Here is a 24325-nt window from a genome sequence, read left to right on the forward strand (position 1 = left end):
GGAAACCCCTATTCGACAGTTGACGGCGCGCGCGCCGCGACATCCGATCCTTCGACCCGCAACGCCCTGGGCAATGCGGCCGCCTGCATGTCATCCAGCGAGATCGCGTTGAGCGCATCGCTGATCGCATCGTTCACGACGCCCCAGCGCCCCGCCATCGGGCACAGCGAAGCGCTGTCTCACGATCCGCCGGTGCCTTCGACGCAGGCGGTCAGCGCAATGGGTCCGTCGATCGCCACGATCACATCGGCGATCGGAATCGCGGCGAGCGGCCGCCCGAGCCGATACCCGCCATGCGCGCCACGCTGCGACGACACGAGGCCGGATTGCGCCAATCCCTTCAGCACCTTCGCCACGGTCGGCTCCGGGATGCCGGTTCCGGCGGCGATCGAGGGCGCGGTCTCGACGCATCCAGCCTGGGCCAGACGCACCAGAACCACCACGGCGTAGTCGGTCAGTCGTGACAATCTCAACATGGTTCACCCGATTGCGGACAATGCAGGTCCTGTTTCCGCACATGGGCTATCGGGCAGCGCCCGTCAAGGCCGGTTGCGGGATGGCGCCCACGCGAATCGGCCGCGTGCGCGGGGCAGCCGATCAGCCCGCCCCGAGCAGGCGCTCCACCGCCGGCACGAGCGCCGCCGTTTCGTCGATCGACACCGTCGCTTCCGCGCGCCCATACCCCCAACGGACGAAGATGGACGCCACGCCCAGCCCGTCCGCGGTGGCGATGTCGTTGTGGTGGTCGCCGACCATCACCGCCGCATCCTTGCCGACCGCCATTGCCTCGAGCACCGCGCCGAGATGGCGGGGGTCGGGCTTGCGGAACGTGGTGGCGTCGCCGCCGATCAGGACCGGGAAGAAGCGATCGAGGTCCAGCGCCGCCAGCACCTTGCGCGCCGAGGCCTCCGGCTTGTTGGTGCACATCCCCAGGCTGTAGCCGCGCGCGGCCAACGTGCCGAGCGCCTCGGCGATGCCCGGATAGGGCTCGGTCAGGTCGGTCACATGGGCCTCGTAATCGGCGAGGAAGATGGCCTCGTCCTCGTCATCCGGCGTCATTCCGCGAGCTTCATAGCCCCGCTTCAGCAACATTTTCGCGCCATCGCCGACCATCGGCGCCACCTCTTCCCGAGGGACCGGCGCCATGCCATGGCGCGCGAGGGAGCGATTCAGCGCTGCCGCGAGATCCGGCAGGCTGTCGATGACCGTGCCGTCCAGATCGAAAACAACACCGCGTGCAGCATTCATGACACACTCCGAAATCCTATTTGATGGCCGGACACTTTACAGGCGCGGCTGGCCAGGGCTACCGCTTCGCTCATGCACAATACCGCCGTGATTCTTGCCGCCGGCCTCGGCACCCGCATGAAGTCGAGCCGACCCAAGGTGTTGCACCACATCGCCGGCCGGCCGATGCTCGCCCATCTCCTCGCCGCCTGCAAGACGGCCTTCGCGGCCACCGTGGTCGTCACCGGGCCGGACATGGACGAAGTCGCCCGCGCCGCCGCCCCGCACCCGACCGTGATCCAGCGCGAGCGCCTCGGCACCGCCCATGCAGCCCTCGCCGCCGCGGACCATTTCGGTGCCGGCGCCGTCACCCTCGTCTATGGCGACAATCCGCTGGTCACCGGCCCGACTCTCCAGCGCCTCGGCGCGCGGCTCGGCGCGGGGGATGCGGCGCTGGTGCTGCTCGGCACCCGCCCGCCGGAACCCGGCGCCTTCGGCCGCATCATCGGGCCCGCCGGCTTCGCCGAACGCATCGTCGAATTCGCCGACGCGACCGAGGCCGAGCGCGCCGTCGGCCTGTGCAATGTCGGCGGCTTCTCCGCCGCCGCCGCCGACATGCGCCGCTGGCTCGGGAACATCGGCAACGACAACGCGAAAGGCGAATACTACCTTACCGACCTCGTCGCCGTCGCCCGCGCCGAGGGTGCCTCCGTCGCCGTGGTCGAGGCGCCGTGGGACGAATGCCGGGGCGTGAATTCCCGCGCCGAGCTCGCCGCCGCCGAGGCGGCGATGCAGTCCCGCCTGCGCGCCGCCGCCCTCGCCGCCGGGGTGACGATGACCGCCCCCGAAACCGTCTTCCTCGCCGCCGACACGGCACTCGCCGCCGATGTCACGATCGAGCCGCATGTCGTCTTCGGCCCCGGCGTGACGGTCGGGCCGGATGTCACGATCCGCGCCTTCTCCCATCTCGAGGGCTGCGCCATCTCCGCCGGCGCCATCATCGGCCCCTATGCGCGGCTGCGCCCAGGCAGCGACATCGGCGCCGGCGCCCATGTCGGCAATTTCGTCGAGCTCAAGGCCGCCCGCCTCGGTGCCGGCGCCAAGGCCAACCACCTGACCTATCTCGGCGATGCCGAAATCGGTCCGCGCGCCAATATCGGCGCCGGCACCATCACCTGCAATTACGACGGCTTCGCCAAGCACCGCACCACGATCGGCGCCGACGCCTTCATCGGCTCGGACGTCGCCCTCGTCGCCCCTGTTTCGGTGGGCGACCGCGCGATCATCGCCGCCGGCAGCGTCATCACCGACCCGGTGGCGGCGGATGCGCTGGCGCTCGCGCGCGGCCGGCAGGTCGAAAAACCCGGCCGCGCGGCCGAACTGCGCATGACGAAGGGAAAACGCTGATGTGCGGCATTGTTGGACTGATCGGGCGGAACGACGCCGCCCCCCTGCTGCTCGACGGTCTCTCCCGCCTCGCCTATCGCGGCTATGACAGCGCCGGCATCGCCACCCTGGTCGAGGGCGCGATCACCCGCCGCCGGGCCGAGGGCAAGCTCGCCAACCTCGCCGCCAGCCTCGCCGCGGCACCGCTCGCCGGCACCACCGGCATCGGCCACACCCGCTGGGCGACGCATGGCGCGCCCACCGAAGGCAACGCCCATCCGCACGGCACCGCCCGCGTCGCCGTCGTGCATAACGGCATCATCGAGAACCATGCCGAACTGCGCGCCGAGCTCGAAGCCGCCGGCCAGGTCTTCTCCACCGAGACCGACACCGAAACCGTTGCCCAGCTCGTCGATCTTCATCTCGCCCGCGGCCTCGCCCCGGTCGAGGCCGCCGCCGCCGCCTTCGCCCGGCTCGAAGGCGCCTATGCGCTGGCGCTGATCTTCGCCGGTCATCCCGAGCTGATCATCGGCGCGCAGCGCGGCGCCCCGCTCGCGGTCGGCTTCGGCGAGGAGGAGATGTATCTCGGCTCCGATGCCCTTGCCCTCGCGCCGCTGACCCGCCGCATCGCCTATCTCGACGATGGCGACTGGGTGATCGTGTCGCGCAGCGGTGCCGAATTCCGCGACGCCGCGAACAACCCGGTCACCCGCGAGGTCAAGCTGACCCGCCTGACCGGCGCGTCCATCGGCAAGGGCAATTTCCGCCATTTCATGGAAAAGGAGCTGCACGAGAACCCCGCGATCATCGGCGACACGCTGAACCGCATGATCGACCCGGCAACCCGCCTGCCGGTCCTGCCGGACCTCGCGGTCGACCTCGCCGCCATTCCGCGCATCAGCCTCTCGGCCTGCGGCTCGGCCTACTATGCCGGTCTGACGGCGCGTTACTGGCTGGAGGAGATCGCGCGGATCGCCGTCGATGCTGATGTAGCCAGCGAGTTCCGCTACCGCGAGCCACCGCTCGACCCCGCGGGGCTCGGCCTCGTCATCAGCCAGTCCGGCGAAACCGCCGATACCATGGCGGCGCTGCGCTACATGAAGCGCCAGGGCTGCAAGGTGATGTCGGTGGTCAACGTGCCGGAAAGCACGATGGCGCGCGAGAGCGACCTGATGCTGGAAACCATCGCCGGCCCGGAAATCAGTGTTGCCAGCACCAAGGCCTTTACCGCACAGCTCGCCGTGCTCGCCGGCTTCACCCTCGCCCTCGCCCGCGCCCGCGGCGCGCGGAGCGATGCGGAAATCGCGCCGCTGGTCGCCGCCTTGATGGAGCTTCCCGGCAAGATGGCCCAGCTCCTTGCCGATGATACGGAGATCCGCGCCCTTGCCGAAGACATCCGCGATGCGCGCGACGTGCTGTTCTTCGGCCGCGGCTCGATGATGCCGATCGCCCTCGAAGGCGCGCTGAAGCTGAAGGAACTGAGCTATATCCACGCCGAAGGATACCCCGCCGGCGAAATGAAGCACGGGCCGATCGCGCTGATCGATCCCTCGGTGCCGGTCATCGCCGTGCTGCCTTCCGGCCCGCTCTTCGAAAAGACTGCGTCCAACCTGCAGGAAGCCGCGGCACGCGGTGGACGGATCATACTGTTCAGCGACAAGGCCGGCGCCGCCCGCCTCGCTGGCATCGCGAACCGGACCATCATCATCACCGAGTGCGATCCGTTCGTCGCGCCCATTCTCTACGCGATCCCGGTTCAGCTTCTCGCCTACCATGTCGCCGTCCTCAAGGGCACCGATGTCGATCAGCCTCGTAATCTTGCGAAATCGGTAACCGTCGAATAATCAATCATCGGGACGAATTTTAGTTGTCGATGGATAATGAAATTGTGAACCAGATAATAAAGATGTATTCCAGATCATAGAGATTTATCCTCGGGTGTTTTGCGATCGGATTGAATTGATGGGCGATTCCAGCTTGCGCAGAATTCTGATCCAGAATCCGTACTGGTGAAGGTGGCCGGCATGGATGGCAGGGTCTGACTCAAATTCCCTGCAGATGTGGTCATGCGGGCACCATGAACCGCGCCTTGAGCAAATCGATCTTGGCGCGGCCGTACATCTGGCACTTTATGGATTTGAGGCGTGTAATTTTGCCTTCGACCTGACCGCTGGCCCATGGCGACGAGACAGCGGCGGCGCGTGGTCCGTTCGCTGACCATGCGCAGCGAGCCTGTAAAGCCTGATGCCTTCAAGCGCCGCCAGAGTTCGGAACCAACCCTGCGTCCTGCGTTCCACTCGGCCTCGAGCGTGAGCGACCAGGCATCGAGCGCGCTCTGACGCTGCCAGAATGTATCGTGGCGCTGGCCGCTCAGGATCTTGCGGAACGTCTGGCACGACGCGCCGGTGGTGCGCTCCATCGCCTTGATCGGCACGCCTCGCCCGGCAAGATCCACAATTTGTCGGTTGAGTGCCTGGCGAAGCTGAGTGCCATCCCACTGGATATGCTCGGCGCGGGTCAGGGTCGCGGGATGACCGGCCGCGCGGGTGCGGGCGTACGGCGCAGGCACTGCATCTCGGATCGAACCGCGCAAGGAACACCGCAGACGCATTCTCGAACATGTGCCAGCGCTCGGCTACCTGACGCGCCTGGGGCGCCGCTGCGGTGGCGGCAGCGCCATAGCCAGGGCCGCGATCACGGGGCAGATGATCTCGACCTGCGGGCTCTGCTCAAGCCAGGCGGTCACGGTCTCGCGCCACCTGTCCGTCAACAGGTCGATGACCTGACGACTTCGAGATCGACGACGACGCCGCCGTCGCTATCCCCGCGGCGCCAGGAGAAGTCGTCGATACCGATTCACCCGCGCGGGCGGCGGTGGCTCTGTCAGCGGGTCACCGCGCACACCAGCGCATTGCAGCGCCCGACCCACCGACCGTACCGGCGGCCAAATGCGGGTGCTAACGGCTCGCTGAGCGTTTGCCGCCGGCAAGAGGCGTGTCCGCACCGAAACGTCGTATCAATAGCCGAAGCTGGACCGCGCTCCCACTGACGGGCATTTCCGAGAGCATGCGATCGCGCCGGCTGTTGCAGGATGTCGACGGCGTGCCGTAGTCCGGACACGTTGCCTGCGAAGCGGACAGCCGGCCCGACATCTGCACAACACCGCCAACGAGCATCTTGCGCTCCACGATCAAGCCCGGCAGCGACAGACTGCTGTCCCATGTCTTTATACCCACCGACCTTTTCCTCCAGGCCATCTGGTAGCAGAAGTGGGCAGACCACAGATCAATCCCCTCAAGGCCGCACGGCGTTTGGTTCAGACCCAGAACTGGGCGCCGAAATCGAAGGCGAAGCCCTCGCGGCGGCGAGGCCGGGTGGGTATCGGGCAGGCCGGTAGAGCATCATCCGCGCCGCCGGTCTATTGCCGGGAGATCAGCCGCGCCGGATCGCGAAGACGCAGGCGGGGTGGCCGGCGGCGCGGCAGGCGGTTTCGCGCACGACAAGGTGGCGGTCGACCAGCGCCTGGAACAGCACCTCGAAGGTGCCGGCGTGAAAGTCGCAGCCGGGACCGGCCGCGCCGGGCACCGCGATCGGGTTTGCCGCGAGGAACAGGCGCAGCCCGCCGCGCCAGGCGGCATCGAGCCCGTCCGGCATGCCGAAAGTCCAGGCGTGGCGGCGGATCGCCGCGACCAGCAGGCGGGCGGCGAGCGGCGCCGGGGCGGCGCGGAGCGCGAGGCGGACCGCGCGCGGAATCCGGTGCGCGAGGAGATAGCGCCCGGTCGCCTCGCCCGCCGCGCGCAGCACCGCCCCGCCCGGCCCGGCGCCGAGGCAGGCGCGCACCGCGCGGTGCAGCGCCAGCACCTCGGCCACCGAGACCATCGCGACGGGCGGATGGGAGAGATGCGATTCGGCGCCGGCCACGCGCGCGACCCTGGCAACGCAGGCTGGCCCGCCGGCGGCGGCGAGGGCGGCGAAGACCTGGAGGATCGCGTTCGGCCCGATGCGCGGCCCCGACGGATTGTCGAGCGCGGTCAGGGTGGTGGTTCCGCAGGGCTGGGCGCCTTGCTTGGGTGCCGCTTGTTGTCATGCATGGTGCGCCATTCGACCTGTTCCGCGCCGGCCTTGCTTCGCGCGCCGTCGAAATGGAAATCGACCTTGCGCTTCGATTGCGGCCCCCAGTAGCCGACCCGGCCGAGATCGTAGAATTTCCGCTCGAAGCCGGATTTCATGAACGCCTTGAGGCAGCCGAGCAGGTAGCGCCGCCGCGCGCCGGAGCCGGCCCAGGGGTAGGAGAAGAACGCCTTGCGCATGTAGAAGCGGCGGTAATTGTGCATCACCCGGTCGAGCAGTTCGGCGCGGTCCATTGCCGCGGGGCGGATGATCGGGGTGACGAAATTGTATTTCTCGTAGTCGAACACCTCGACCTTGTCGGCCAGGTCGCGGAACAGGTCGGAGAAGGGCCAGGGCGTGTACATCGACCAGTTGGCGAGATCGGGCGCCCAGTCGCGCGCCATGCGGTAGGTTTCCTCCAGCGTTTCGCGTGTTTCGTTCTCCAGCCCGACGATGAACTGCGCCTCGACCACGATGCCGGCGGCGCGCAGCAGGGCGATCGCCTTGCGGTTCTGCTCGATCGTGGTTTCCTTGTTGAAACGGTCGAGCTTCATCTGGGCGGCGGCCTCGGTGCCGAGGGAGACATGGATGAGCCCGGCGCGGCGGTAGAGCGGCAGCAGCGCCTCGTCGCGCAGTATGTCGGTGACGCGGGTGTTGATGCCCCAGAGCAGGCCGACATCGCGTGCGATCAGCTCCTCGCAGAAGGCGACGAATTTCTTCCGGTTGATCGTCGGTTCCTCGTCGGCGAGGATGAAGAAGCCGACGCCGTGCTCATCGCGCAGACGCACGATTTCATCGACCACTTTCGAGGGATCGCGGTAGCGGTAGTCGCGCCAGAATTTCCATTGCGAGCAGAACGAGCAGGTGAAGGGGCAGCCGCGCGCCATGTTGGGGATGGCGACACGGGTGCCGAGCGGGATGTAGCGGTAGCGGTCCCAGTCGAGGATGCTCCAGTCGGGGGCGAGGGCGTCGAGATCCTTGACGGTGGGGGCGGCTTCGGTGGCGACGACCTTGCCCGCCTCGCGGAAGGCGATGCCGCGGATGTCGTGGCGGGTTGCCGCGAAATTCCCCGCCGCCACGGCGCGGGCGAGATCGACGATGATCCCTTCGCCCTCGCCGCGGACGATCACGTCGATCCAGGGGGCTTCGGCGAGAACCTGGCCATACATGAAGGTGGCGTGCACGCCGCCGAGAACCGTCAGCGCGCCGGGATGTTCCTCGCGCGCGATCTTGAGCAGGCGCTCGGCCTTGTAGATCGAGGGGGTGATCGCGGTGCTGCCGATGATGTCCGGCCGTTCGGCGCGGAGGATGTCGCGCAGGGCGTCGTCCGACAGGTCGTTGGTCATCGCGTCGATGAAGCGCAGATCGGTGAAGCCGGCGGATTTCAGCGCGCCGGCGATGTAGGCGGCCCAGGCGGGCGGCCAGTTTCCGGCGATTTCGGCGCCGCCCGAATGATAATTCGGATGCAACAGCAGGATCCGCATCCATCCCTCCCGGTGATTTTGATATGTCAGGTTATAGTGACAATTCAAAATGTCACTTTGATCTGCATCAAGGAGGGATGCCGAGTGATGACGCTTTCAGATGAAGTATATCATTTGATTACATAAAATATGATCATATGGTGTCCATGTCGAAAGATTTGGGACTACGGAATGTTAGTCCTAGGTTCTGGACTCAGCAGACCCATGCCGTGACGGCGAGGACGAGACATCTAACGGCAAGAACGTCACGTGCGGCTTTGTCCTAGCGTGTGACGATGGCGCGCCGGTCCTTGAGCCTGCAGAAGGCGCACTCGATGAGATTGCCCAATCTGTAGGCGACGGAGTCGAAAGCCGGTATGGCGCGGCGGTGGGGCGTCGTCGAGATCACGAGCCTTGTGCCCTGCCTGGTGAGGAAGGCGCGGAGGTCATCGGCGTCGTAGGCCTTGTCGGCGATCAGGTCTTCTGGCGGCGGCATGGTCGGCAGAAGCAATCGGGCGCCGCTGATGTCGGATACCTGTCCCGGCGTCAGGAGGACGGCGGCGACGCGCACCCTGCTCATCCGCGGCGGCATGGATCCTGGTCGTCCGTCCACCCCTCGATCGGCCGATCGCCGCCCATCGCGTGTCGTTCAGTCAGAAGCGGTCCGCCATGTTCCAAGCCCTGCGTGGAGGCTTGAATCTAACGCTCCGTGGTCACGGAAATGGTACAGAACCTCGAGCATTTTCCGATCCTTCCAGATCGGATGTAATGCTCGATTGTATTGATAAAGATGCTCTAACCGAACCCGGTGCCGCGAAAGCGGCGCTCGACCGCGTGGCGCGCCAGCTCCTTTACATCGGCAAGCCCGAGTTTGCCGCGGATCCGCGTGCAGTTGTTGGCGATCGTCTTGTAGCTCACCCCCATCGCATCGGCGATCTGGCCGATCGAATTGCCCATGCCGAGCAGATGGACGATCTCCGCCTGGCGCGGCGAGAGCGTGGCGTCGACCTCAGGCTCTCGGGACGGCTTCTGGCCAGCGCGCGCGAGGACATCCGGATCTGAACACCGTCACCACCAGCATCGCACCGGCATGGCCTCGGCGTGTCGAACTCTATCTTGGTGAGAGAGAGTTGCGGACCGACATCGTCGTGCAGGTCACGGCAAGGTCGACCCGCTCTTCCTCCTGAATCCGGTCCATCTGATCCTGAGCTGGCGTGCCTCGGCCGCGCGTGCCGCGAGGCCGCGCACCAGACCGTTGAAGGCGGCGACCAACGAGCGCCGTTCACGCGGGCCGGCGGTGCGGCCGGCGCGCAGATCGGCGATGCCGCTTGCCAGCTTGGCGAGCGGCGCCAGGATCCAGCCGATCAGCCGCCAGCCCAGCAGCAGGGAGGCGCCAACGAAGAGAACGACGAACAGCGTGTCATCCGAGATGTTGGCTCACACCTCGGATGTCTCGTCGCGCGCCGAGAGATCCAGCACGATGATGTCGTGGGCTCCCGCAGTCGCGACGCCGCGAGTTCCCGGCGCGCGGAATCGTAAAGCATGGCGCGGATGTTGCGCGAGCCGTCGAAGATATGCACGAGGCCGCGCAGAACGCCGTTGCGATCCGGCCGGTCGCGCAACAGCCGGAAATCGTTCAGAACGGTTGCTTTCGCGACCTCCTGCGCCGCGTTCAGCTCGGCATGCACATGCCGTCATCCGTTCCGGATGACGACGGCGCCAAGCGTGACCAGGATGATGCCGAACATGACCCGCATGCGCAGCGACATGAAAGTTGCCGCGCATGACCTCGCCGGCACGGGGCGCGTCAAATCCGGCAGTCTTGCCGGGGCGGCGGCATCGGCGTCAGGTCCCTCCGTGGAAGGCTTGCACCGCCGCCGAGGCGCCCTGCGCGATGAAGGCGGCATCCGAGCCGACGGTGACGAGATCGAAACCCGCATCGACCATCTTGCGCGCATAGGCGGCCGAGCCCGTATGCACCGCGGCACGCTTGCCGTGGTGTTTGGCGCGGGCGAGGATATGCAGGATCGCGTCGTGAACGGGAGAGTCCACCGGATCGAACCGCGGCGCCTCGCCGAGCGACAGCGCGAGATCGCTCGGGCCGATATAGACCGCGTCGAGTTCCGGAAGCGAGACGATGTCGTCGATCGCCTCGAGCGCCGCGCGGGTCTCGATCATCGCGAAGCCTGTCACCATGTCGTTGGCGCGCTGCGCATAGTCGGCGCCATGGATCAGCGCGGCGCGGATCGGGCCGTAGCTGCGCCGGCCGCGCGGCGCGTAGCGCAGGCAGGAGACGAAGGCTTCGGCCTCGGCGCGGGAATTGATCATCGGGCAGATCACGCCGAGCGCGCCGGCGTCGATCGACTTCATGACGATGCCGGGCTCGAACCAGGGCACCCGCACCATCGGGATCACCCCGGTCGTCGCGATCGCGGTGAGCATCCGAACCGCGTCGCCATACTCGATCAGCCCATGCTGCATGTCGACCGTCAGGCTGTCCCAGCCCTGACGCGCCATGAGTTCGGTGGCGAACCCGGCCGGAACCGACAGCCAGCCGTTCAGCACGGCACGGCCCGACTCCCAGATTTGCTTGAATGTCATCCGCTCCTCCGCTCGATGAGCGGGCAGAATTCCACACTCGCGCGGCGGAGACAAACTGGGGTAGCGCCGCTGCCCGGTGGCGTCGGCATGCGCCGGTGCCTATATCGAAGGCATGAAAATCCTCGTCACCGGGTTCGAGCCTTTCGGCGGCGACAGCGTCAATCCCTCCGCCCTGCTCGTCGAGCGACTTGCCGCGGAACCTGTCGCCGGCACCGAGATCCGCCGGCACGTCCTGCCCTGCGCGTTCACGCCGCTCGAAAGCGCCCTGCGCGAGGCGATGACGGACTGGGCGCCCGACGTGGTGATTGGTTTCGGCCTCGCCACCGGACGATCGGGCATCAGCATCGAGCGGGTGGCCATCAACCTGGTCGACGCCCGCATTCCCGACAATGACGGCAATGCGCCGATCGACGAGCCTGTCGCCTTCGACGGCCCCGCGGCGTATTTCAGCACCCTGCCCGTCAAGGGCGCGCTGCAGGCGGTGCGCGCGGCCGACATACCCGTCGCCGTCTCGCATACCGCGGGCACCTTCGTGTGCAACGCCACCTTCTATCTCGCGCGGCACATCGCGGAGACGATGGCCCGGCCGGCTCTGGTCGGGTTCGTGCATGTGCCCTGCTTGCCGGATATGCCCGCCGCCCAGGACGGCGCCGCATCCCTGCCACTCGATCGGATGATCGCGGCAGGCCGCGCCGTGATCAAAGCGTGTCTCGATGGCAACACCGGACCGCGAATTAGCGGTGGAACGATTGCATAGATTGCGATTTCCGCAACATTTGGCTACAAAATCATGGTGTTGCCGATCTGACACAAAAAAATCCCCGCCGGCGGACCGGCGGGGAAGTCAACAGGGAGGCTTCACGTCTGGGAGACGTCGGGATCCGAAGATCCCTATCCGGTCGGTCAGGACCGGATCACTCGCGGCATCTCTGCCGAACTCTCGACCGGAGCAACCGGCCTGTCTGTCACATAAGACGGCACGGACGGGAATAAAGGGTTCACTCTGTGAACCCGCCATGAATTTATCGCATAACCTGCATAAGTCGCCTTTCGTCAGACCGCGCCCGCAAATTCGGCGAGTTCCCCGTTGAACCGTTCGGCAAATTCGTATTGTGGCGTGTGACCGCATTCCGGATACAGAGACAACCGTCCCTCAGGGACGGTTGCGGCAATATGCTCGGCCATCGACGGCAGAACAATCGCATCCTCATCCCCCTGGGTGATCAGCACCGGACGGTCGAGTTCGGCCAATGTCCTTGTGAAATCGAGCGTCCGCATCAGCAGGAAGGCGCGGATCGCGGGTGGCGTGAGCGCGAACGCGACCAGCGCGCGCTCGGCATCGGCCGGCGGCAGCGGGCGATGCGTGGTGGCGTGGATCACGCTGCGCGCCCCCTCGATCATCACGGCGGGATCGTCGCTGGCCGCCATCAAGGCCCCCTCGATGAAGCGGCGACCGATATTGACGGGCGGGTTCGACGAAATCACGGCGGCACCCACGAAGTTTACAGCGCTCACATTCTTGGTGCCATGGCGGGCCAGATAATCGCCGATCACGTAGCCACCATAGCTCGCGCCCACCAGAACCGGCCGCCTGAGCCCGAGCGCGATCATCACCGCCGCGATATCGTCGGCCCAGTGGGCGCTGGTCTGGTACATCGCGGGGTCGAGCGGCTTGTCGGAAAACCCGTGCCCGCGCAGGTCGACGCAGACCAGGCGGAACCGCTCGCGCAGCGCGCTGTCGAACTGCGACCGCCACGCGAGGTAGCAGGACGACCAGCCATGGATGAACAGGATGGGTTGCGCGTGCTCGCTCCCCCATTCCCGCACATGCAATCCGACACCGCCCGAGCCCATCACCCGATGGACCCGGCCGGCCTCGTGCTCGATCATCCCGCTCACTTCGGCGCCGGTCAATCAGGCCATCCGGTTGCGGACAAGATCGTCGACCACCGCCGGGTCGGCGAGGGTCGAGGTATCACCCAGGCTGTCGGTCTCATTCGCGGCGATCTTGCGCAGGATTCGGCGCATGATCTTGCCCGAGCGCGTCTTGGGCAGGCCGGGCGCCCACTGGATCGCATCCGGCGCAGCGATCGGGCCGATTTCCTTGCGGACCCACATCACCAGTTCCTTGCGCAGTTCCTCGGTCGGCTCCTCGCCGGCGACGAGCGTCACATAGGCGTAGATGCCCTGTCCCTTGATGTCGTGCGGGAAGCCCACCACCGCGGCCTCGGCCACCTTGGCGTGCGCGACCAGCGCGCTCTCGACCTCGGCCGTGCCCATCCGGTGGCCGGAGACGTTGATGACGTCGTCTACCCGGCCGGTGATCCAGTAATATCCATCCTCGTCGCGGCGGGCGCCGTCGCCGGAGAAGTAGAAGCCCCGGAAGGTCGAGAAATAGGTCTGGATGAACCGCTCGTGATCGCCGTAAACCGTCCGCATCTGGCCGGGCCAGCTGTCGGCGAGGCAGAGATTGCCTTCAGTCGCCCCTTCCAGGACGTTGCCGTCGCCATCGACCAGAACCGGCTTCACGCCGGGCAGCGGCAGCGTCGCCGAGCCCGGCTTCTGGTCGATCGCGCCGGGCAGCGCCGAGATCAGGATGCCGCCGGTTTCGGTCTGCCACCAGGTATCGACGATCGGGCAGCGCTGGTCGCCGACGACGCGATAGTACCAAAGCCACGCTTCGGGATTGATCGGCTCGCCGACCGAACCCAGCACCCGCAGCGAGGCGCGCGAGGTCTTTTTCACCGGCCCCTCGCCGTCGCGCATCAGCGCGCGGATCGCGGTCGGGGCGGTGTAGAAGATGTTGACCTTGTGCTTGTCCACCACCTGCCAGAAGCGGCTGGTGTCGGGGTAGTTCGGAATCCCCTCGAACATCAGCGTGGTGGCGCCGTTGGCGAGCGGACCATAGACGATATAGGTATGGCCGGTCACCCAGCCGACATCGGCGGTGCACCAGTAGACCTCGCCGTCATGGTAATCGAACACATACTGGTGGGTGAAGCTCGCCCAGACCATGTAACCACCGGTCGTGTGCAGCACGCCCTTGGGCTTGCCGGTGGAGCCGGAGGTGTAGAGGATGAAGAGCGGGTCCTCGGCATTCATCGGCTCGGGGGGGCAGTCGAGCGGCATGGTCGCCGCCGCCTCGTGATACCAGACGTCGCGGCCGTCCTGCATGTCGACCTGGCCGCCGGTCGCCTTCACCACGACAACCTTCTTCAGCATCGGGCAGGATTTCGCCGCGGCATCGACATTGGCCTTCAGCGGCACCTTGCGGCCGCCGCGGCGGCCTTCATCGGCGGTGATCAGGATCGAGCTGTCGCAATCCTGGATGCGGTTGGCGAGGCTGTCCGGCGAGAACCCGCCGAACACCACGGAATGAACCGCGCCGATGCGCGCGCAGGCGAGAATCGCCACCGCCGCCTCGACGATCATCGGCATGTAGACGGTGACGCGGTCGCCCTTCCGCACGCCGAGCGACTTCAACACATTCGCCATGCGGCACACTTCGGCGTGCAACTCGCGATAGGTCACATGCTTCTGTTCGCCGGGATCGTCACCTTCCCAGATGATCGCAACCTGGTCGCCGCGGGTGGCGAGATGCCGGTCGAGACAGTTGGCCGATGCGTTCAGCACGCCGTCCTCGAACCACTTGATCGAGACATTGCCGGTGAAGGTGACGTTCTTGATGCGGGTCGGCGGCGTCATCCAGGTGATGCGCTTGGATTCCTCGGCCCAGAACGCCTCGGGATTTTCCGCCGCGCGGCGCGCCATGTCGTCGTATCTCGCACGATCGACAAGCGCGTTAGCGGCGATCTCCGGCTTCACGGGAATGGTTTCGGGCTGCGACATGCCTGTTTCCTCCTAAAATTTCTTTCGAGTATGGCAAGTTTCCCTGAAATCTGAAAGTGCTGCGGTGCAAAAACCGCAGCGCCGTTACCCCGCCATCAGCGCGGCCTCCATCGCGGCGACAGCGCTCATGTTCACGAGGCCGCGGGCGGTCACGCTCGGGATCGCGATATGCAGCGGCTTCGACAAGCCGAGCAGGAACGGGCCGACCGTCACCGCCTCGCCAGCGGCCTTGAGCAGGTTGAAGCCGATATTCGCCGCGTCGATCGAGGGCATCACCAGCAGGTTGGCCGAGCCGGTCAGCCGGCTGTCGCACACCGCGCGGGCGCGGATCGGTTCGAACAGTGCCGCGTCGGCGTGCATCTCGCCATCGACCTCGAGTTCCGGATCCTGCGCGTGGATCAGCGCCAGCGCCCGGCGCATCTTGCGCGCGGAGGCCGAGTTCGACGCCCCGAAATTCGAATGCGACAGCAGCGCCACCTTCGGCGTGATCCCGAAATGCGAGACCATTCCCGCCGCCAGATGGGTCATCTCGGCGATGTCCTCCGACGAGGGGTCCTCGTTCACGTGCGTGTCGCAGAAGAAGAGGTTGCCGCTCTGCAGGATCAGCGCCGTCATCGCCGATACCCGCTTGATCCCAGGCTTGCGCGGGATGATCGGCATCGCGTAGCGGAACTGGCGCGACCAGTCGCCGAGCCCGCCGCAGATCGCCGCATCCGCCTCGCCGGCGGCGAGCAGCATCCCGGCGGCCACGGTCGGCCGGCGCGAGAGCTGGCGCTGCGCCGCATCCGGCGGCACGCCGCGGCGGTTGACGATGTGCTGGTACGTCTCCAGCAGCCGGCGGAACAGCCCCTGCTCGCGCTCGAAATCGACGATGCGGAAATCCTGCTCCGGCTTCATCCGCAGGCCGAGTGCGGCGATCCGCTGCATGATCGCCGCGGTGCGGCCGACCAGCAGCGGCGTGCCCATCCGGTCGTCGATCACGCTCTGGGCGGCGCGCAGCGTGCGCTCGTCCTCGCCCTCGCCATAGACGATCCGCACCTTCGCCGAGCGCGCGACCTCGATCACCGGGCGCAGCAGCAGGCCCGAGCGGAACACGAGGCGTTCGAGATCGTGCTGGTAGACGTCGAAATCCGCGATCGGCCGGCGCGCCACTCCTTCATCCATCGCCGCCCGCGCCACGGCAGGGGCGATGTGCAGGATCAACCGCGGATCGAACGGCTTCGGAATGATGTAGTCCCGCCCGAATACCGGGGCGACGCCGCCATAGGCCGCCGCCACCGTCTCGGAGGCCTCGATCCGCGTCAGCTCCGCGATGGCGGTGACGGCGGCGAGCTTCATCCCTTCGGTGATGGCGGTCGCCCCCACATCCAGCGCGCCGCGGAAGATGAAGGGAAAGCACAGCACGTTGTTGACCTGGTTCGGAAAATCCGACCGCCCGGTGCAGACGATCGCATCCGGCCGGTGTTCCGCCACCAGCTCGGGGCGGATTTCCGGCTCCGGGTTGGCCAGCGCGAGGATCAGCGGGTTGGCGGCGAACTTGTCCAGCCATTCCGGCTTCAGCACGCCGGGGGCGGACAGGCCGAGGAAGATGTCCGCCCCGTCCAGCACTTCCGGCAGGGTCCGCGCCGCAGTGTCGCGGGCGAAGGGCTCCAGCGTCTCGTTCAGGTTCGGCCGGCCCTTGTAGATCACCCCCTCGATATCGGTCATCACGATGTTCTCGGGGTTGGCACCGAGCGCGATCAGGATGCGCACGCAGGAAATCGCCGCCGCCCCCGCGCCGGAGGTGACGATCCTGACATCGTCGATCGTCTTGCCCTGCACGATCATCGCGTTCTGCACGGCGGCGCCGACGATGATGGCGGTGCCGTGCTGGTCGTCGTGGAACACGGGGATGTTCATCCGCTCGCGCAGCGTCTGCTCGATGCGGAAACATTCCGGCGCCTTGATGTCCTCGAGATTGATGCCGCCGAAGCTCGGCTCCAGCGCCGCCACCACCTCGATGAACCGGTCCGGGTCCGGCTGGTCGACCTCGATGTCGAACGTGTCGATCCCGGCGAATTTCTTGAACAGGACGGCCTTGCCCTCCATCACCGGCTTGGAGGCGAGCGCGCCGATATTGCCGAGGCCGAGCACCGCCGTGCCGTTGGTGATCACCGCGACGAGATTGCCGCGCGTCGTGTAGTCATAAGCGGTATCGGGATCGTCCTTGATGGCGAGGCAGGCCGCCGCCACGCCAGGAGAATAGGCCAGCGCCAGGTCGCGCGAGGTTTCCATGCGCTTGGTCGGCGTGATCGCGAGTTTGCCCGGCCGCGGATGGCGGTGGTAATCGAGTGCGGCCTTGCGAAGCGTTTCATCCATATCCGGTGCCCCCCTGAGTGGAGCAAGAATGCGCGATCAGGGCGGCCCGGACAACCGGGCTTTCACATGGCAGGATAGCGATGACGAATTTGTCAGCAGGCGAAATGACCTCGCCCGGTGCGAGCCTGGCGTCCCGGCTCGGAAATCTGGTGCGGTCGAGAAGACTCGAACTTCCACAGGGTTTCCCCCACAAGCACCTCAAGCTTGCGCGTCTACCATTCCGCCACGACCGCCTCGTAGCGGGAGCGCTATAGCCGATGGATCGCGCGGTATCAACAACCACGAATGCGGTCGAATGGGCAAAAGCGCCCGGATTGACCGATTATCCCTCTGCGCTGGCGGAAATGCAGGCCCGCGCGGCGGCGATCCGGGCGGGAGAGGAGGCGGAGCGGGTCTGGCTGGTCGAGCATCCGCCGCTTTACACGGCGGGAACCTCGGCGCGGGACGCCGATCTGCTGCACCCCGGCGATGCGCAGGTTTTCCGCAGCGGGCGCGGGGGGCAATGGACCTATCATGGCCCCGGGCAGCGCGTGGCCTATGTCATGCTCGACCTCTCCCGGCCGCACGGCCGCGTTCCGGCGCGGGATGTGCGCGGGTTCGTCGCCGGGCTCGAAGCCTGGCTGATCGACACGCTGGCCGGGTTCGGCGTGCGCGGCGAATTGCGCGAGGGGCGCGTCGGCATCTGGGTGGCCAACCCGTTGGGCGGCGAATCGAAGATCGCGGCGATCGGCGTGCGGGTGTCGCGCTGGGTCAGCTATCATGGGATCGCGCTGAATGTCGCGCCGGACCTGGGGCGATTCGGCGGCATAGTGCCCTGCGGCATCAGCGAGCATGGCGTGACGTCGCTGGCGGCACTCGGCGTCGCCGCGACGCTGGATGCGGTCGATGCGGCGCTGGCCCGGTCATTCGAGCGGGTCTTCGACGCGGCGCCGCAGCCGGTTTGAGGTTTCAGCCGGCGATGGTCAGCACCGGACTGCGACGGAAGGCCGAGGCCAGGCGGCGGGCCATCCCGATCAGCCGCCAGGGCGCGAGCGCCATGAGCACCAGCAGGAACACCGCGCCCGCCACGCTCGCGCCCAGTACGAGTTGCGACAGCAGCCCGATGCCGGGCGCCACCGCATGCAGGAACGCGGCGGTCGCGAGGCGGGCGGCGACGAGGGCGGTAATCGGCGCGCCCATCAGCCGCAGCAGCGGCCAGCCCGACTGGCCGATCCCGATCGACAGCGCCGGCAGCAGCAGCAGCGCGACGACCAGGCCGCGGGCGGACAGCGCCCAGGCGAGCGGCACGAGCCCGTAGGGTGCGGCGAACCAGGCGGCGAGTCCGATGGTGCCGGCATTCAACGCCGCAAAGATCGACACCAGCCCCGGCCGGCGCAGGGCGGTGAGCATCGGCTTGACGAAGGCGTAGATCGTCGAGGCCGGCACGATCAGGCTGAGCGCCGCGAACACCGGCGCCGCGCTGGCCCAGCGCGCGCCGAACATCAGCACCACAAGGGGGTGTGCGACGGCACCGCTGACGGCGGCGGCGGCCAGCGAGAGGATCGCCAGCGTATCCATCAGCGCCGAGGCAACGGCATACCGCCGTTCCTGGTCGTCGCGCACGGCCACGAACACGGGGAGAAAAACCTTGCTCGCCGGCAGGATCGCCAGTTCCTGCAGCACTTCGGCGAGGCGCTGGGCAATGCGGAACTGCCCCACGGCAAACACCGGCACGCGCATGCCGACCAGCACGACATAGCCGGTATGGGCGAGATAATCGACGAACGCTGCCCCCATCATCGGCAGGTTGAAGCGCAGCGCCGCGGCGAGAGCGTCCCATCGCGGCGGCCGAGGCGGATGCCAACGGGCGGCGATCGATGCCGCGACCGAATAGAAGCCGATCCCGACCATCCTCTGCACGACAAGGGCCGCCAGCCCGTAGCCATGGAAGACGAGTTCCAGCGCCACCGCGCCGCCCAGCATCGTGCTGCCCAGCGACATCAGGCTGAGCGCGCGAAACCGGAACGCCTGGGCGAGCCTTGCCGCCGGCACGATGAGGAACGCGCCAAGAAGGATGTTGAGCGACAACGCCCGCATGACCCAGCCGAGCGCCGATGCCTGATAATACCGGGCAATCGGTCCGGCAATGGCGAAAAGTAATCCGGTGACAACGAGCGCAAGGAGCATCTGCGCCCAGAACGCCCCCGCCTCCACGGTCCGGTCTCCGGGGGCGGCCACAACCTGCTCACCCGCGCCGCCTGCCGTGACCATGCGCGCAAGTTCGGAAATCGCGGACGCCAACGCGACGATTCCGACATCCTGCACCGAGACGTGGCGGAGCAGCACGACAAGGATGGCGAATCCGAAACTCCGCTCGCCAAGGACGGTGAGCAGGTTCCACGCCGTGCTCCTTGCCGCGCCGCGCTGAAGACTCATACCCGCCACCGGCGAGGCAACATGCCTCGGCACACAGATGCGCGACTTTCACGATCGCAGGGCGAGATACAAGTCATGATTGTCAAGCTACATCTTGGTGCGAATTTTGCCCACCCGGTGCGACAACCAGAGGCAGCGCCCTTTACGAATGCGATGCGCCTCACTAGAAACATTTTCGCATACGCCGTGACCCTCGGCGGAGGGGTGGCCGAGTGGCCGAAGGCGGCGGTTTGCTAAACCGTTAGACGATGTAGAGTCGTCTCGTGGGTTCGAATCCCATCCCCTCCGCCACCCATTTCCTAAATCCATAGTTTTTTCCAGCAATATTCAAAAGCAACGATGTATCGTGGATACACATATCCGGATACATTCAGCCCCCGCATCTTGTCGGACGTCTATGGACGTCCCGCACCAATCGGAATGTTACTTTTCAAAAGCCCAAGCCATAGACACGATGTATTGAAAGTTGTTCTAAAAACCGCAGAATATATCTATAAGATATATAATATGACAGTAATACTGTCCTATTTTAATTTGTGTTTAGCCTAGAGAGGCGGTTTGCGCGGTTTCGGGCGATTGGCACCCCTTGCGGTTCCTGCGGTTCCTGCGGTTTTGAGGCTATGCTTGGAAAAAATGCAGGTATTTAGTCGAGTTGGTGGCCTCGAAAAACCGCAACCCACTTGCGGTTCCTTGCGGTTTTCTGCGGTTTTTCGGGTGATGCGCGGTCAATTCATGCCCTATGGCAATGCAATAGCCTTTATATGCCGGTTATCTATGCCTCATCCGCTATCTATGTCTCCCCTATTGGGTCGATAACTGGCGTGCAATCCGGCGCGCGGCGACCGCCCCATGACCGGCACCCGACCGGCGGCAGGATGCAGGGCGATGGCGCATTGACCGGCGCTCGATCTGGGGGCGGTTTCGGGCATCGTCGGCATGGAAGCCGGCGCCCGGCCTGCGGCCTCGCCCAGCCCGTCGCCAGGCGGTGACGGAAGCATTGACGATCCGCCGGCTGGGACGCCTCTACAGGCTCACGTATCGCCGCAGAGCGGCCCGCCACGCAGTGCGAGATAACCGGGCGGGTGCTGGCTGCACGCTGCGCTCTGACTGGCCGGTGCGGGAGGCGGTATCGGCGGTGAAGCGGCTTTCGGATGACCGCTCATGTGTGTCGCCAACTTAGCGACTTACGCCCGGCGTTCCATGCCTCGTCTCAGGATGCAGCGCCTCGTAAGCCTCCTTGCGGCGCTGCGTGAACAGCGCGCGCTCGCGCGGCATAACTGCACATTAATTTACAATTAAAAAGTATATTTATTTCGATAAATTTGTGAAAACTCAGTTTGTTTGTCTGGAAAAATTCAAATGATAAAATTCCTGTCTTGGTATTATGATCTGATAGCTCACCCTATTATTTTGGTTTTAATTATAGTTTGTATCGCATCAATTTTCATATTATTTTTAGAAACCTTGCTATATCTGAATAATTCGCTATACCATCCGCTACGGCGAAAGAAAAAAGATACTCATCGTCAGTAGCCTTCCAATCAGCACGACCGGCTTCAATGAGGACGTATGTCTGACCGTGTCAGGTACGCCCTGCGCATGGCTCGCCGCGTTCAACATGCAAAACCGGCCGGATCAGCACAAATCAACCCCTTTATCCGGCAATCGGTAGAGCGCCTGGACAGGAGACATTCGATGCATCACACCTATCCGCAAAAGACGAAATCCGAGAACCGATCCGAGGCCATTGGCGTTCTGCTGATGGGAGGCGCCAGCCTGATCGGCCTCACCTTGTTCGCGCTGTTCCGGATGCATTCCGGGCACGGTTAGAAGTCGACTTGGCGCCATTCTATTCGAAGCCCATTTCCCGCAGCATCTGCCGTGCTTCGATCAGGGCATATGACTTGTCCTTGGCGCTGATCCGGCGCTGCCGCACCTCGCCCATCTCCACCAGCTTGCGCCGGGCTTCCACACGCTCAGATGGCCGCACCAGCTGGTTTTCGGCTACGCGGCGCAGTTCGGCAATCTCGGCGTCAGTCATGGACCTCTCCCGTGCGCGTATGGTTGTATCCCTTTGTTGCGTTTTCGTCACACTGTTGCGCCTTGCGGCTACGCTCAATGCGGTATCCTCGCACTCGATCCGAGCAGAATGAGCACTTTGCACCGAACTCACGCCATTGCGCCCGTTGAAAGCCGGCGCCCTTCATGGCGCGGCCAACTCCGAATCGTGTGACAGTGGAAAGTTGCGGCACCGTGCGGCACGCGGCAACGAGGCGGGCGGTGCTGATCTTGTTGTCTCCCAGAGCGGCGGCGGCTGCCACGGCCACCAGGGCGACCATCTCGATCTGATCCTCGGTCATGGCGTCAGGCATCGGGCAGCAGCCGTGCAGCGGCCACCAGCGGGCGCGCGGCGTCGATCATCTCATCCGTGCCCAGCTTCAACGCGGCGTCAACCGCCTTGGCGCCGGCATAGAGCTTGCGGCGGGCGGCGATCAGGTCATTCCTGCAGGCGGTGCGGACAACGTCGCCGCCGGCCTTGGCGGCCATTTTGGCGCGCAATGTTTCAGTCATCTGCAGGTCTCCGGTCTGCGGTGCCGCGTCACGCCTTCGTCTATATAGACGCGCGCGCACCGGTTAAGCGGTTCGGCACTCATCGTTGCCCCTCCGGCATTGGCGGCATGTATCCGCGCATCCGATTGTCAGGATTTCCGCGCCTTTCGCGCCATTGCTTATGCTTCCAGCCGGCGGCGGACAGGATCGCGCCGATCTCGGCGGGCGTGACGTGCCAAGACGGGAACGCGGCCCGGCAAGCGGCGTGAAGGGCAGGTGTCGCCACCCGCCCCTCGCCGGATGCAGCGGCCAAGGCGCGGGCCAGCAGCAGCACAATGGCGGCGTCGTCGATTGCGGTCATCGGCTCTTTTTCCGCCTCGGCGTGCGGATTCGCCCGGCCTTGGCCCCGGCAAGAAACCGGCGCCAGGCGCGGATGCTCTTTCGGCTGGGGGTGCGGTGCTTGCTCATAGGCCGTCCGCGTAGGCAGGCGAGCCAGCGGGCGAGACGCGCCCGTTAAAGCCCGTGGTGCCGCTCTGGTTGCGGTTCAGGGACGCGCCGAGGCCGCTTTTGACCGCCTTGGCGATATCGTGCGGGTTGGTGATGTGGACGCCGTGCACCAGCGCACCCACACCCGACCCATACGGCACCGCAGGCTGCCTGCCTGCCGTATCCCACGCCGGCAGCATGCCGTGTGGATGGTTGGCAATGTCGGTTGCCAGCGCGTGACCAGCGGATGCGAGGCCGCTGCCGATACTTCGGATCGGATGTTCGAGAAAGCCGTTGATCGTCCGCTCGAGCCCGAGCAGCCAGTGATTGAACTGCCTGAAGTCGTTGCCGAGGTCGTGGAAGACGGTCTTGATCCCGTTGAAGTTGGCGATGATCGCGCCGGTTCCGGTAGCAATTGCCGCCACCGCGCCCGCTATCGTCGCCGGGATGGCGCCGGCGGTTGCGAGGCCGACCAGCACGGCGCCCGTCCCGAGGCCCACCAGTGCCACGCCCAGACCGGCTATGCCGCCCACAATGTCGCGGACCATCGCCGGATGCACCTTCGACCATTTCGTCACGCCGGTTACGGCGCTGGTCATGGCGTTGAGGATGGCGATCGCCGGCTTGACCAACGGCGTGCCGAGGGCTTCCAGCAGGCTTGTCCATGCCCCCTCGAAGGCGTGCAGCGGCCCGGTCATGGAGGTCGCCATCTGAACGCCGTAGACCGACACACTACCAGCCTGCCGCATCTGCTTCTGCGTGCGGATGTAGGAGAGCGCGTTGGTGATCATGTTCGCGATGAGCCGCGAACCGGTCTGGCTGCTGATCGTCTGATAGACCGCCGCGAGCAGGTTGGTCTTGCCGTGAACGCCGTGCGCTTCCAGCGTCGGCACCAGCACCTTCTGCGTCCAGGCGAATAGGCCTTGACCGTAAAGGATCTTGGATCCCTTGAGCGCGCCGGGCTTGATGGCGGTCTGGAAGGTGTGCGGGATGTGGACGAAGCCGCCCGGCGCGACGAGGCCATAACGCTTCATGTTGTAGGCATACATCCGGCTGATCGGACCACCGGAAAGCGCCTTCATGACCATGCCGAAGCCGCGACCGCCGGTCGGGCCCATCTGCTGCACGGCTTCCGCCATGCTGGACCACCACGCAAAACCGCTCATCATCTGCGACGCTGCGCCGGCCAACTTTGTGGCCCGCATGATCTGGTTCGGCGTCAGCAGCTTGCCGGCGATGTTCTGCGCCTCAAGCGCGTAATTCAGGTTGCGGCCCAGCGCCCCGACCGAGAACGTCTTGCCGTCCGGTCCATACGTGCCGCCGCGCAGTTCGATGGCCTTGAGCAGTTCGCCCAGCGCGGTCGGACCGCCCATGCCCCAGTTCGACAGGACGCCCTCGGCGCGGACGATCAGCGGCGCAGCGCGCACGGCCTCGGCGCTCGATCCCAGCACCGTGCGGCCCTTGGTGAGTGCGGCCAGCGCGTCCGACCAGTCCACATTCGGCGTCCGCATGGATTGCGTGAACGCGGCATTGGTCAGGGCGCCGACGTTGCGGGCCGAAACGCCCATCTGCCGCAGGCGGCTCTGGACGTTCGCCAGCCGGTTGCCATAGGTGGCGAGGTCTGACGACGCCTTGAGGATCGCCATACCGCCGAGGGCCGCGGCGGCGCCGATGGCGGCGATGCGGACGCCCTTGATCTGGCTGCTGACATACTTGGCCTGCTTGCCGAGGCCGATCATGTCCTTCGAGATCAGCTTGAGCACCGGGCCGACCGAATTGATCGCGGCTATCTCGATCCCGATCTTGTAGCTTTTCAGCATCGGTCAGTTCCTTTCGACGCGACGGGGTGGCCCGACGAGGAAATGGAGCAAACCTCGCCG

22 protein-coding genes, 2 tRNA genes and 1 pseudogene are annotated in these 24325 nt (G+C 65.8%); 7 read left to right on the forward strand and 18 right to left on the reverse strand.

What is annotated here, in order from left to right:
• Positions 1-8 precede the first annotated feature (8 nt).
• Positions 9-476 (reverse strand): annotated as a pseudogene (locus ACRY_RS13835) (SUF system Fe-S cluster assembly regulator).
• A 121-nt stretch (positions 477-597) separates the two neighbouring features.
• A complete protein-coding gene (gene gph, locus ACRY_RS13840) occupies positions 598-1248 on the reverse strand; it encodes a phosphoglycolate phosphatase (protein ID WP_012039927.1) in 651 nt (216 codons plus the stop codon).
• A 72-nt stretch (positions 1249-1320) separates the two neighbouring features.
• Between gph and glmU the strand changes: the two genes are divergently transcribed.
• Together glmU and glmS are read left to right on the forward strand one after the other, a co-directional pair.
• On the forward strand, positions 1321-2634 hold the full coding sequence (gene glmU / locus ACRY_RS13845) for a bifunctional UDP-N-acetylglucosamine diphosphorylase/glucosamine-1-phosphate N-acetyltransferase GlmU (protein ID WP_012039928.1): 1314 nt from the start codon (positions 1321-1323) through the stop codon (positions 2632-2634).
• On the forward strand, positions 2634-4457 hold the full coding sequence (glmS, locus tag ACRY_RS13850; RefSeq protein WP_012039929.1) for a glutamine--fructose-6-phosphate transaminase (isomerizing): 1824 nt from the start codon (positions 2634-2636) through the stop codon (positions 4455-4457). Before glmU ends, glmS begins: the two co-directional genes overlap by 1 nt.
• 74 nt (positions 4458-4531) lie before the next feature.
• Here the strand turns inward: glmS and ACRY_RS19185 are convergent, their stop codons facing one another.
• The 5 genes from ACRY_RS19185 to ACRY_RS19190 all read right to left on the reverse strand — a co-directional run bounded on the left by ACRY_RS19185 (position 4532) and on the right by ACRY_RS19190 (position 9143).
• On the reverse strand, positions 4532-5206 hold the full coding sequence (locus tag ACRY_RS19185; protein WP_231295266.1) for a hypothetical protein: 675 nt from the start codon (positions 5204-5206) through the stop codon (positions 4532-4534).
• 839 nt (positions 5207-6045) lie between these two features.
• Entirely contained in the window at positions 6046-6648 is a 603-nt protein-coding gene (bchJ, locus tag ACRY_RS13855; RefSeq protein WP_331271425.1) for a bacteriochlorophyll 4-vinyl reductase, read from the reverse strand.
• Positions 6645-8207 (reverse strand): magnesium-protoporphyrin IX monomethyl ester anaerobic oxidative cyclase, encoded by a 1563-nt coding sequence (bchE, locus tag ACRY_RS13860; RefSeq protein WP_012039934.1) that lies wholly within the window; start codon positions 8205-8207, stop codon positions 6645-6647. The genes bchJ and bchE overlap by 4 nt, the downstream gene beginning before the upstream one ends.
• 262 nt (positions 8208-8469) lie before the next feature.
• Positions 8470-8766, reverse strand: a complete 297-nt coding sequence (locus tag ACRY_RS13865; protein WP_196796268.1) for a transposase — start codon at positions 8764-8766, stop codon at positions 8470-8472.
• 215 nt (positions 8767-8981) lie between these two features.
• On the reverse strand, positions 8982-9143 hold the full coding sequence (locus ACRY_RS19190) for a LuxR C-terminal-related transcriptional regulator (RefSeq protein ID WP_013640651.1): 162 nt from the start codon (positions 9141-9143) through the stop codon (positions 8982-8984).
• Positions 9144-9760: 617 nt separating this feature from the next.
• Here ACRY_RS19190 and ACRY_RS13870 point away from each other — a divergent pair.
• Entirely contained in the window at positions 9761-9973 is a 213-nt protein-coding gene (locus ACRY_RS13870) for a hypothetical protein (RefSeq protein WP_041665081.1), read from the forward strand.
• Positions 9974-10031: 58 nt separating this feature from the next.
• Here the strand turns inward: ACRY_RS13870 and ACRY_RS13875 are convergent, their stop codons facing one another.
• On the reverse strand, positions 10032-10787 hold the full coding sequence (locus ACRY_RS13875) for an HpcH/HpaI aldolase family protein (protein WP_007423259.1): 756 nt from the start codon (positions 10785-10787) through the stop codon (positions 10032-10034).
• Between the two features lie 112 nt (positions 10788-10899).
• Here ACRY_RS13875 and pcp point away from each other — a divergent pair, with 112 nt between their 5' ends.
• Complete coding sequence (gene pcp, locus ACRY_RS13880) at positions 10900-11544, forward strand: pyroglutamyl-peptidase I (RefSeq protein WP_231295267.1); 645 nt, start codon at positions 10900-10902, stop codon at positions 11542-11544.
• Between the two features lie 296 nt (positions 11545-11840).
• On the opposite strand, the gene ACRY_RS13885 is transcribed toward pcp, so the two are convergent.
• The 4 genes from ACRY_RS13885 to ACRY_RS13900 form a co-directional block, all read right to left on the reverse strand.
• On the reverse strand, positions 11841-12701 hold the full coding sequence (locus ACRY_RS13885; protein ID WP_081432891.1) for an alpha/beta fold hydrolase: 861 nt from the start codon (positions 12699-12701) through the stop codon (positions 11841-11843).
• On the reverse strand, positions 12702-14636 hold the full coding sequence (gene acs / locus ACRY_RS13890; RefSeq protein WP_007423262.1) for an acetate--CoA ligase: 1935 nt from the start codon (positions 14634-14636) through the stop codon (positions 12702-12704).
• A gap of 84 nt (positions 14637-14720) precedes the next feature.
• Positions 14721-16994, reverse strand: a complete 2274-nt coding sequence (locus ACRY_RS13895) for an NADP-dependent malic enzyme (protein WP_012039939.1) — start codon at positions 16992-16994, stop codon at positions 14721-14723.
• A gap of 147 nt (positions 16995-17141) precedes the next feature.
• Positions 17142-17227 (reverse strand) — tRNA-Leu (locus tag ACRY_RS13900).
• A gap of 24 nt (positions 17228-17251) precedes the next feature.
• Here ACRY_RS13900 and lipB point away from each other — a divergent pair.
• Positions 17252-17938: a lipoyl(octanoyl) transferase LipB gene (gene lipB, locus ACRY_RS13905; RefSeq protein ID WP_012039940.1), complete on the forward strand. Its 687-nt coding sequence runs from the start codon at positions 17252-17254 to the stop codon at positions 17936-17938.
• A gap of 4 nt (positions 17939-17942) precedes the next feature.
• On the opposite strand, the gene ACRY_RS13910 is transcribed toward lipB, so the two are convergent.
• A complete protein-coding gene (locus ACRY_RS13910) occupies positions 17943-19409 on the reverse strand; it encodes an oligosaccharide flippase family protein (RefSeq protein WP_012039941.1) in 1467 nt (488 codons plus the stop codon).
• A 198-nt stretch (positions 19410-19607) separates the two neighbouring features.
• On the opposite strand from ACRY_RS13910, the gene ACRY_RS13915 reads away from it, so the two are divergent.
• Both ACRY_RS13915 and ACRY_RS19200 read left to right on the forward strand, forming a co-directional pair.
• Positions 19608-19700 (forward strand) — tRNA-Ser (locus ACRY_RS13915).
• A 1278-nt stretch (positions 19701-20978) separates the two neighbouring features.
• The gene (locus ACRY_RS19200) at positions 20979-21239 is read left to right on the forward strand and encodes a hypothetical protein (RefSeq protein WP_012039943.1); all 261 of its coding nucleotides are present in this window, start codon (positions 20979-20981) and stop codon (positions 21237-21239) included.
• 19 nt (positions 21240-21258) lie between these two features.
• Here ACRY_RS19200 and ACRY_RS13920 read toward each other — a convergent pair whose 3' ends face one another.
• The 5 genes from ACRY_RS13920 to ACRY_RS13940 all read right to left on the reverse strand — a co-directional run bounded on the left by ACRY_RS13920 (position 21259) and on the right by ACRY_RS13940 (position 24265).
• Positions 21259-21450, reverse strand: coding sequence for a hypothetical protein (locus tag ACRY_RS13920; RefSeq protein ID WP_043509195.1), 192 nt, complete (start codon positions 21448-21450; stop codon positions 21259-21261).
• Positions 21443-21769 carry a hypothetical protein gene (locus ACRY_RS13925; protein ID WP_155856377.1) on the reverse strand — a complete coding sequence of 109 codons (327 nt, stop codon included), beginning with the start codon at positions 21767-21769 and terminating at the stop codon, positions 21443-21445. The genes ACRY_RS13920 and ACRY_RS13925 overlap by 8 nt, the downstream gene beginning before the upstream one ends.
• 4 nt (positions 21770-21773) lie before the next feature.
• Positions 21774-21980: a hypothetical protein gene (locus tag ACRY_RS13930; protein ID WP_155856378.1), complete on the reverse strand. Its 207-nt coding sequence runs from the start codon at positions 21978-21980 to the stop codon at positions 21774-21776.
• Positions 21981-22059: 79 nt separating this feature from the next.
• Positions 22060-22320 carry a hypothetical protein gene (locus ACRY_RS13935; RefSeq protein ID WP_012039945.1) on the reverse strand — a complete coding sequence of 87 codons (261 nt, stop codon included), beginning with the start codon at positions 22318-22320 and terminating at the stop codon, positions 22060-22062.
• A 103-nt stretch (positions 22321-22423) separates the two neighbouring features.
• Complete coding sequence (locus tag ACRY_RS13940) at positions 22424-24265, reverse strand: hypothetical protein (protein ID WP_012039946.1); 1842 nt, start codon at positions 24263-24265, stop codon at positions 22424-22426.
• Positions 24266-24325: the final 60 nt, after the last annotated feature.

Origin of the sequence: Acidiphilium cryptum JF-5 (genome assembly GCF_000016725.1) — a bacterium.
In the GTDB taxonomy this organism is placed as follows: Bacteria; Pseudomonadota; Alphaproteobacteria; order Acetobacterales; family Acetobacteraceae; genus Acidiphilium; species Acidiphilium multivorum.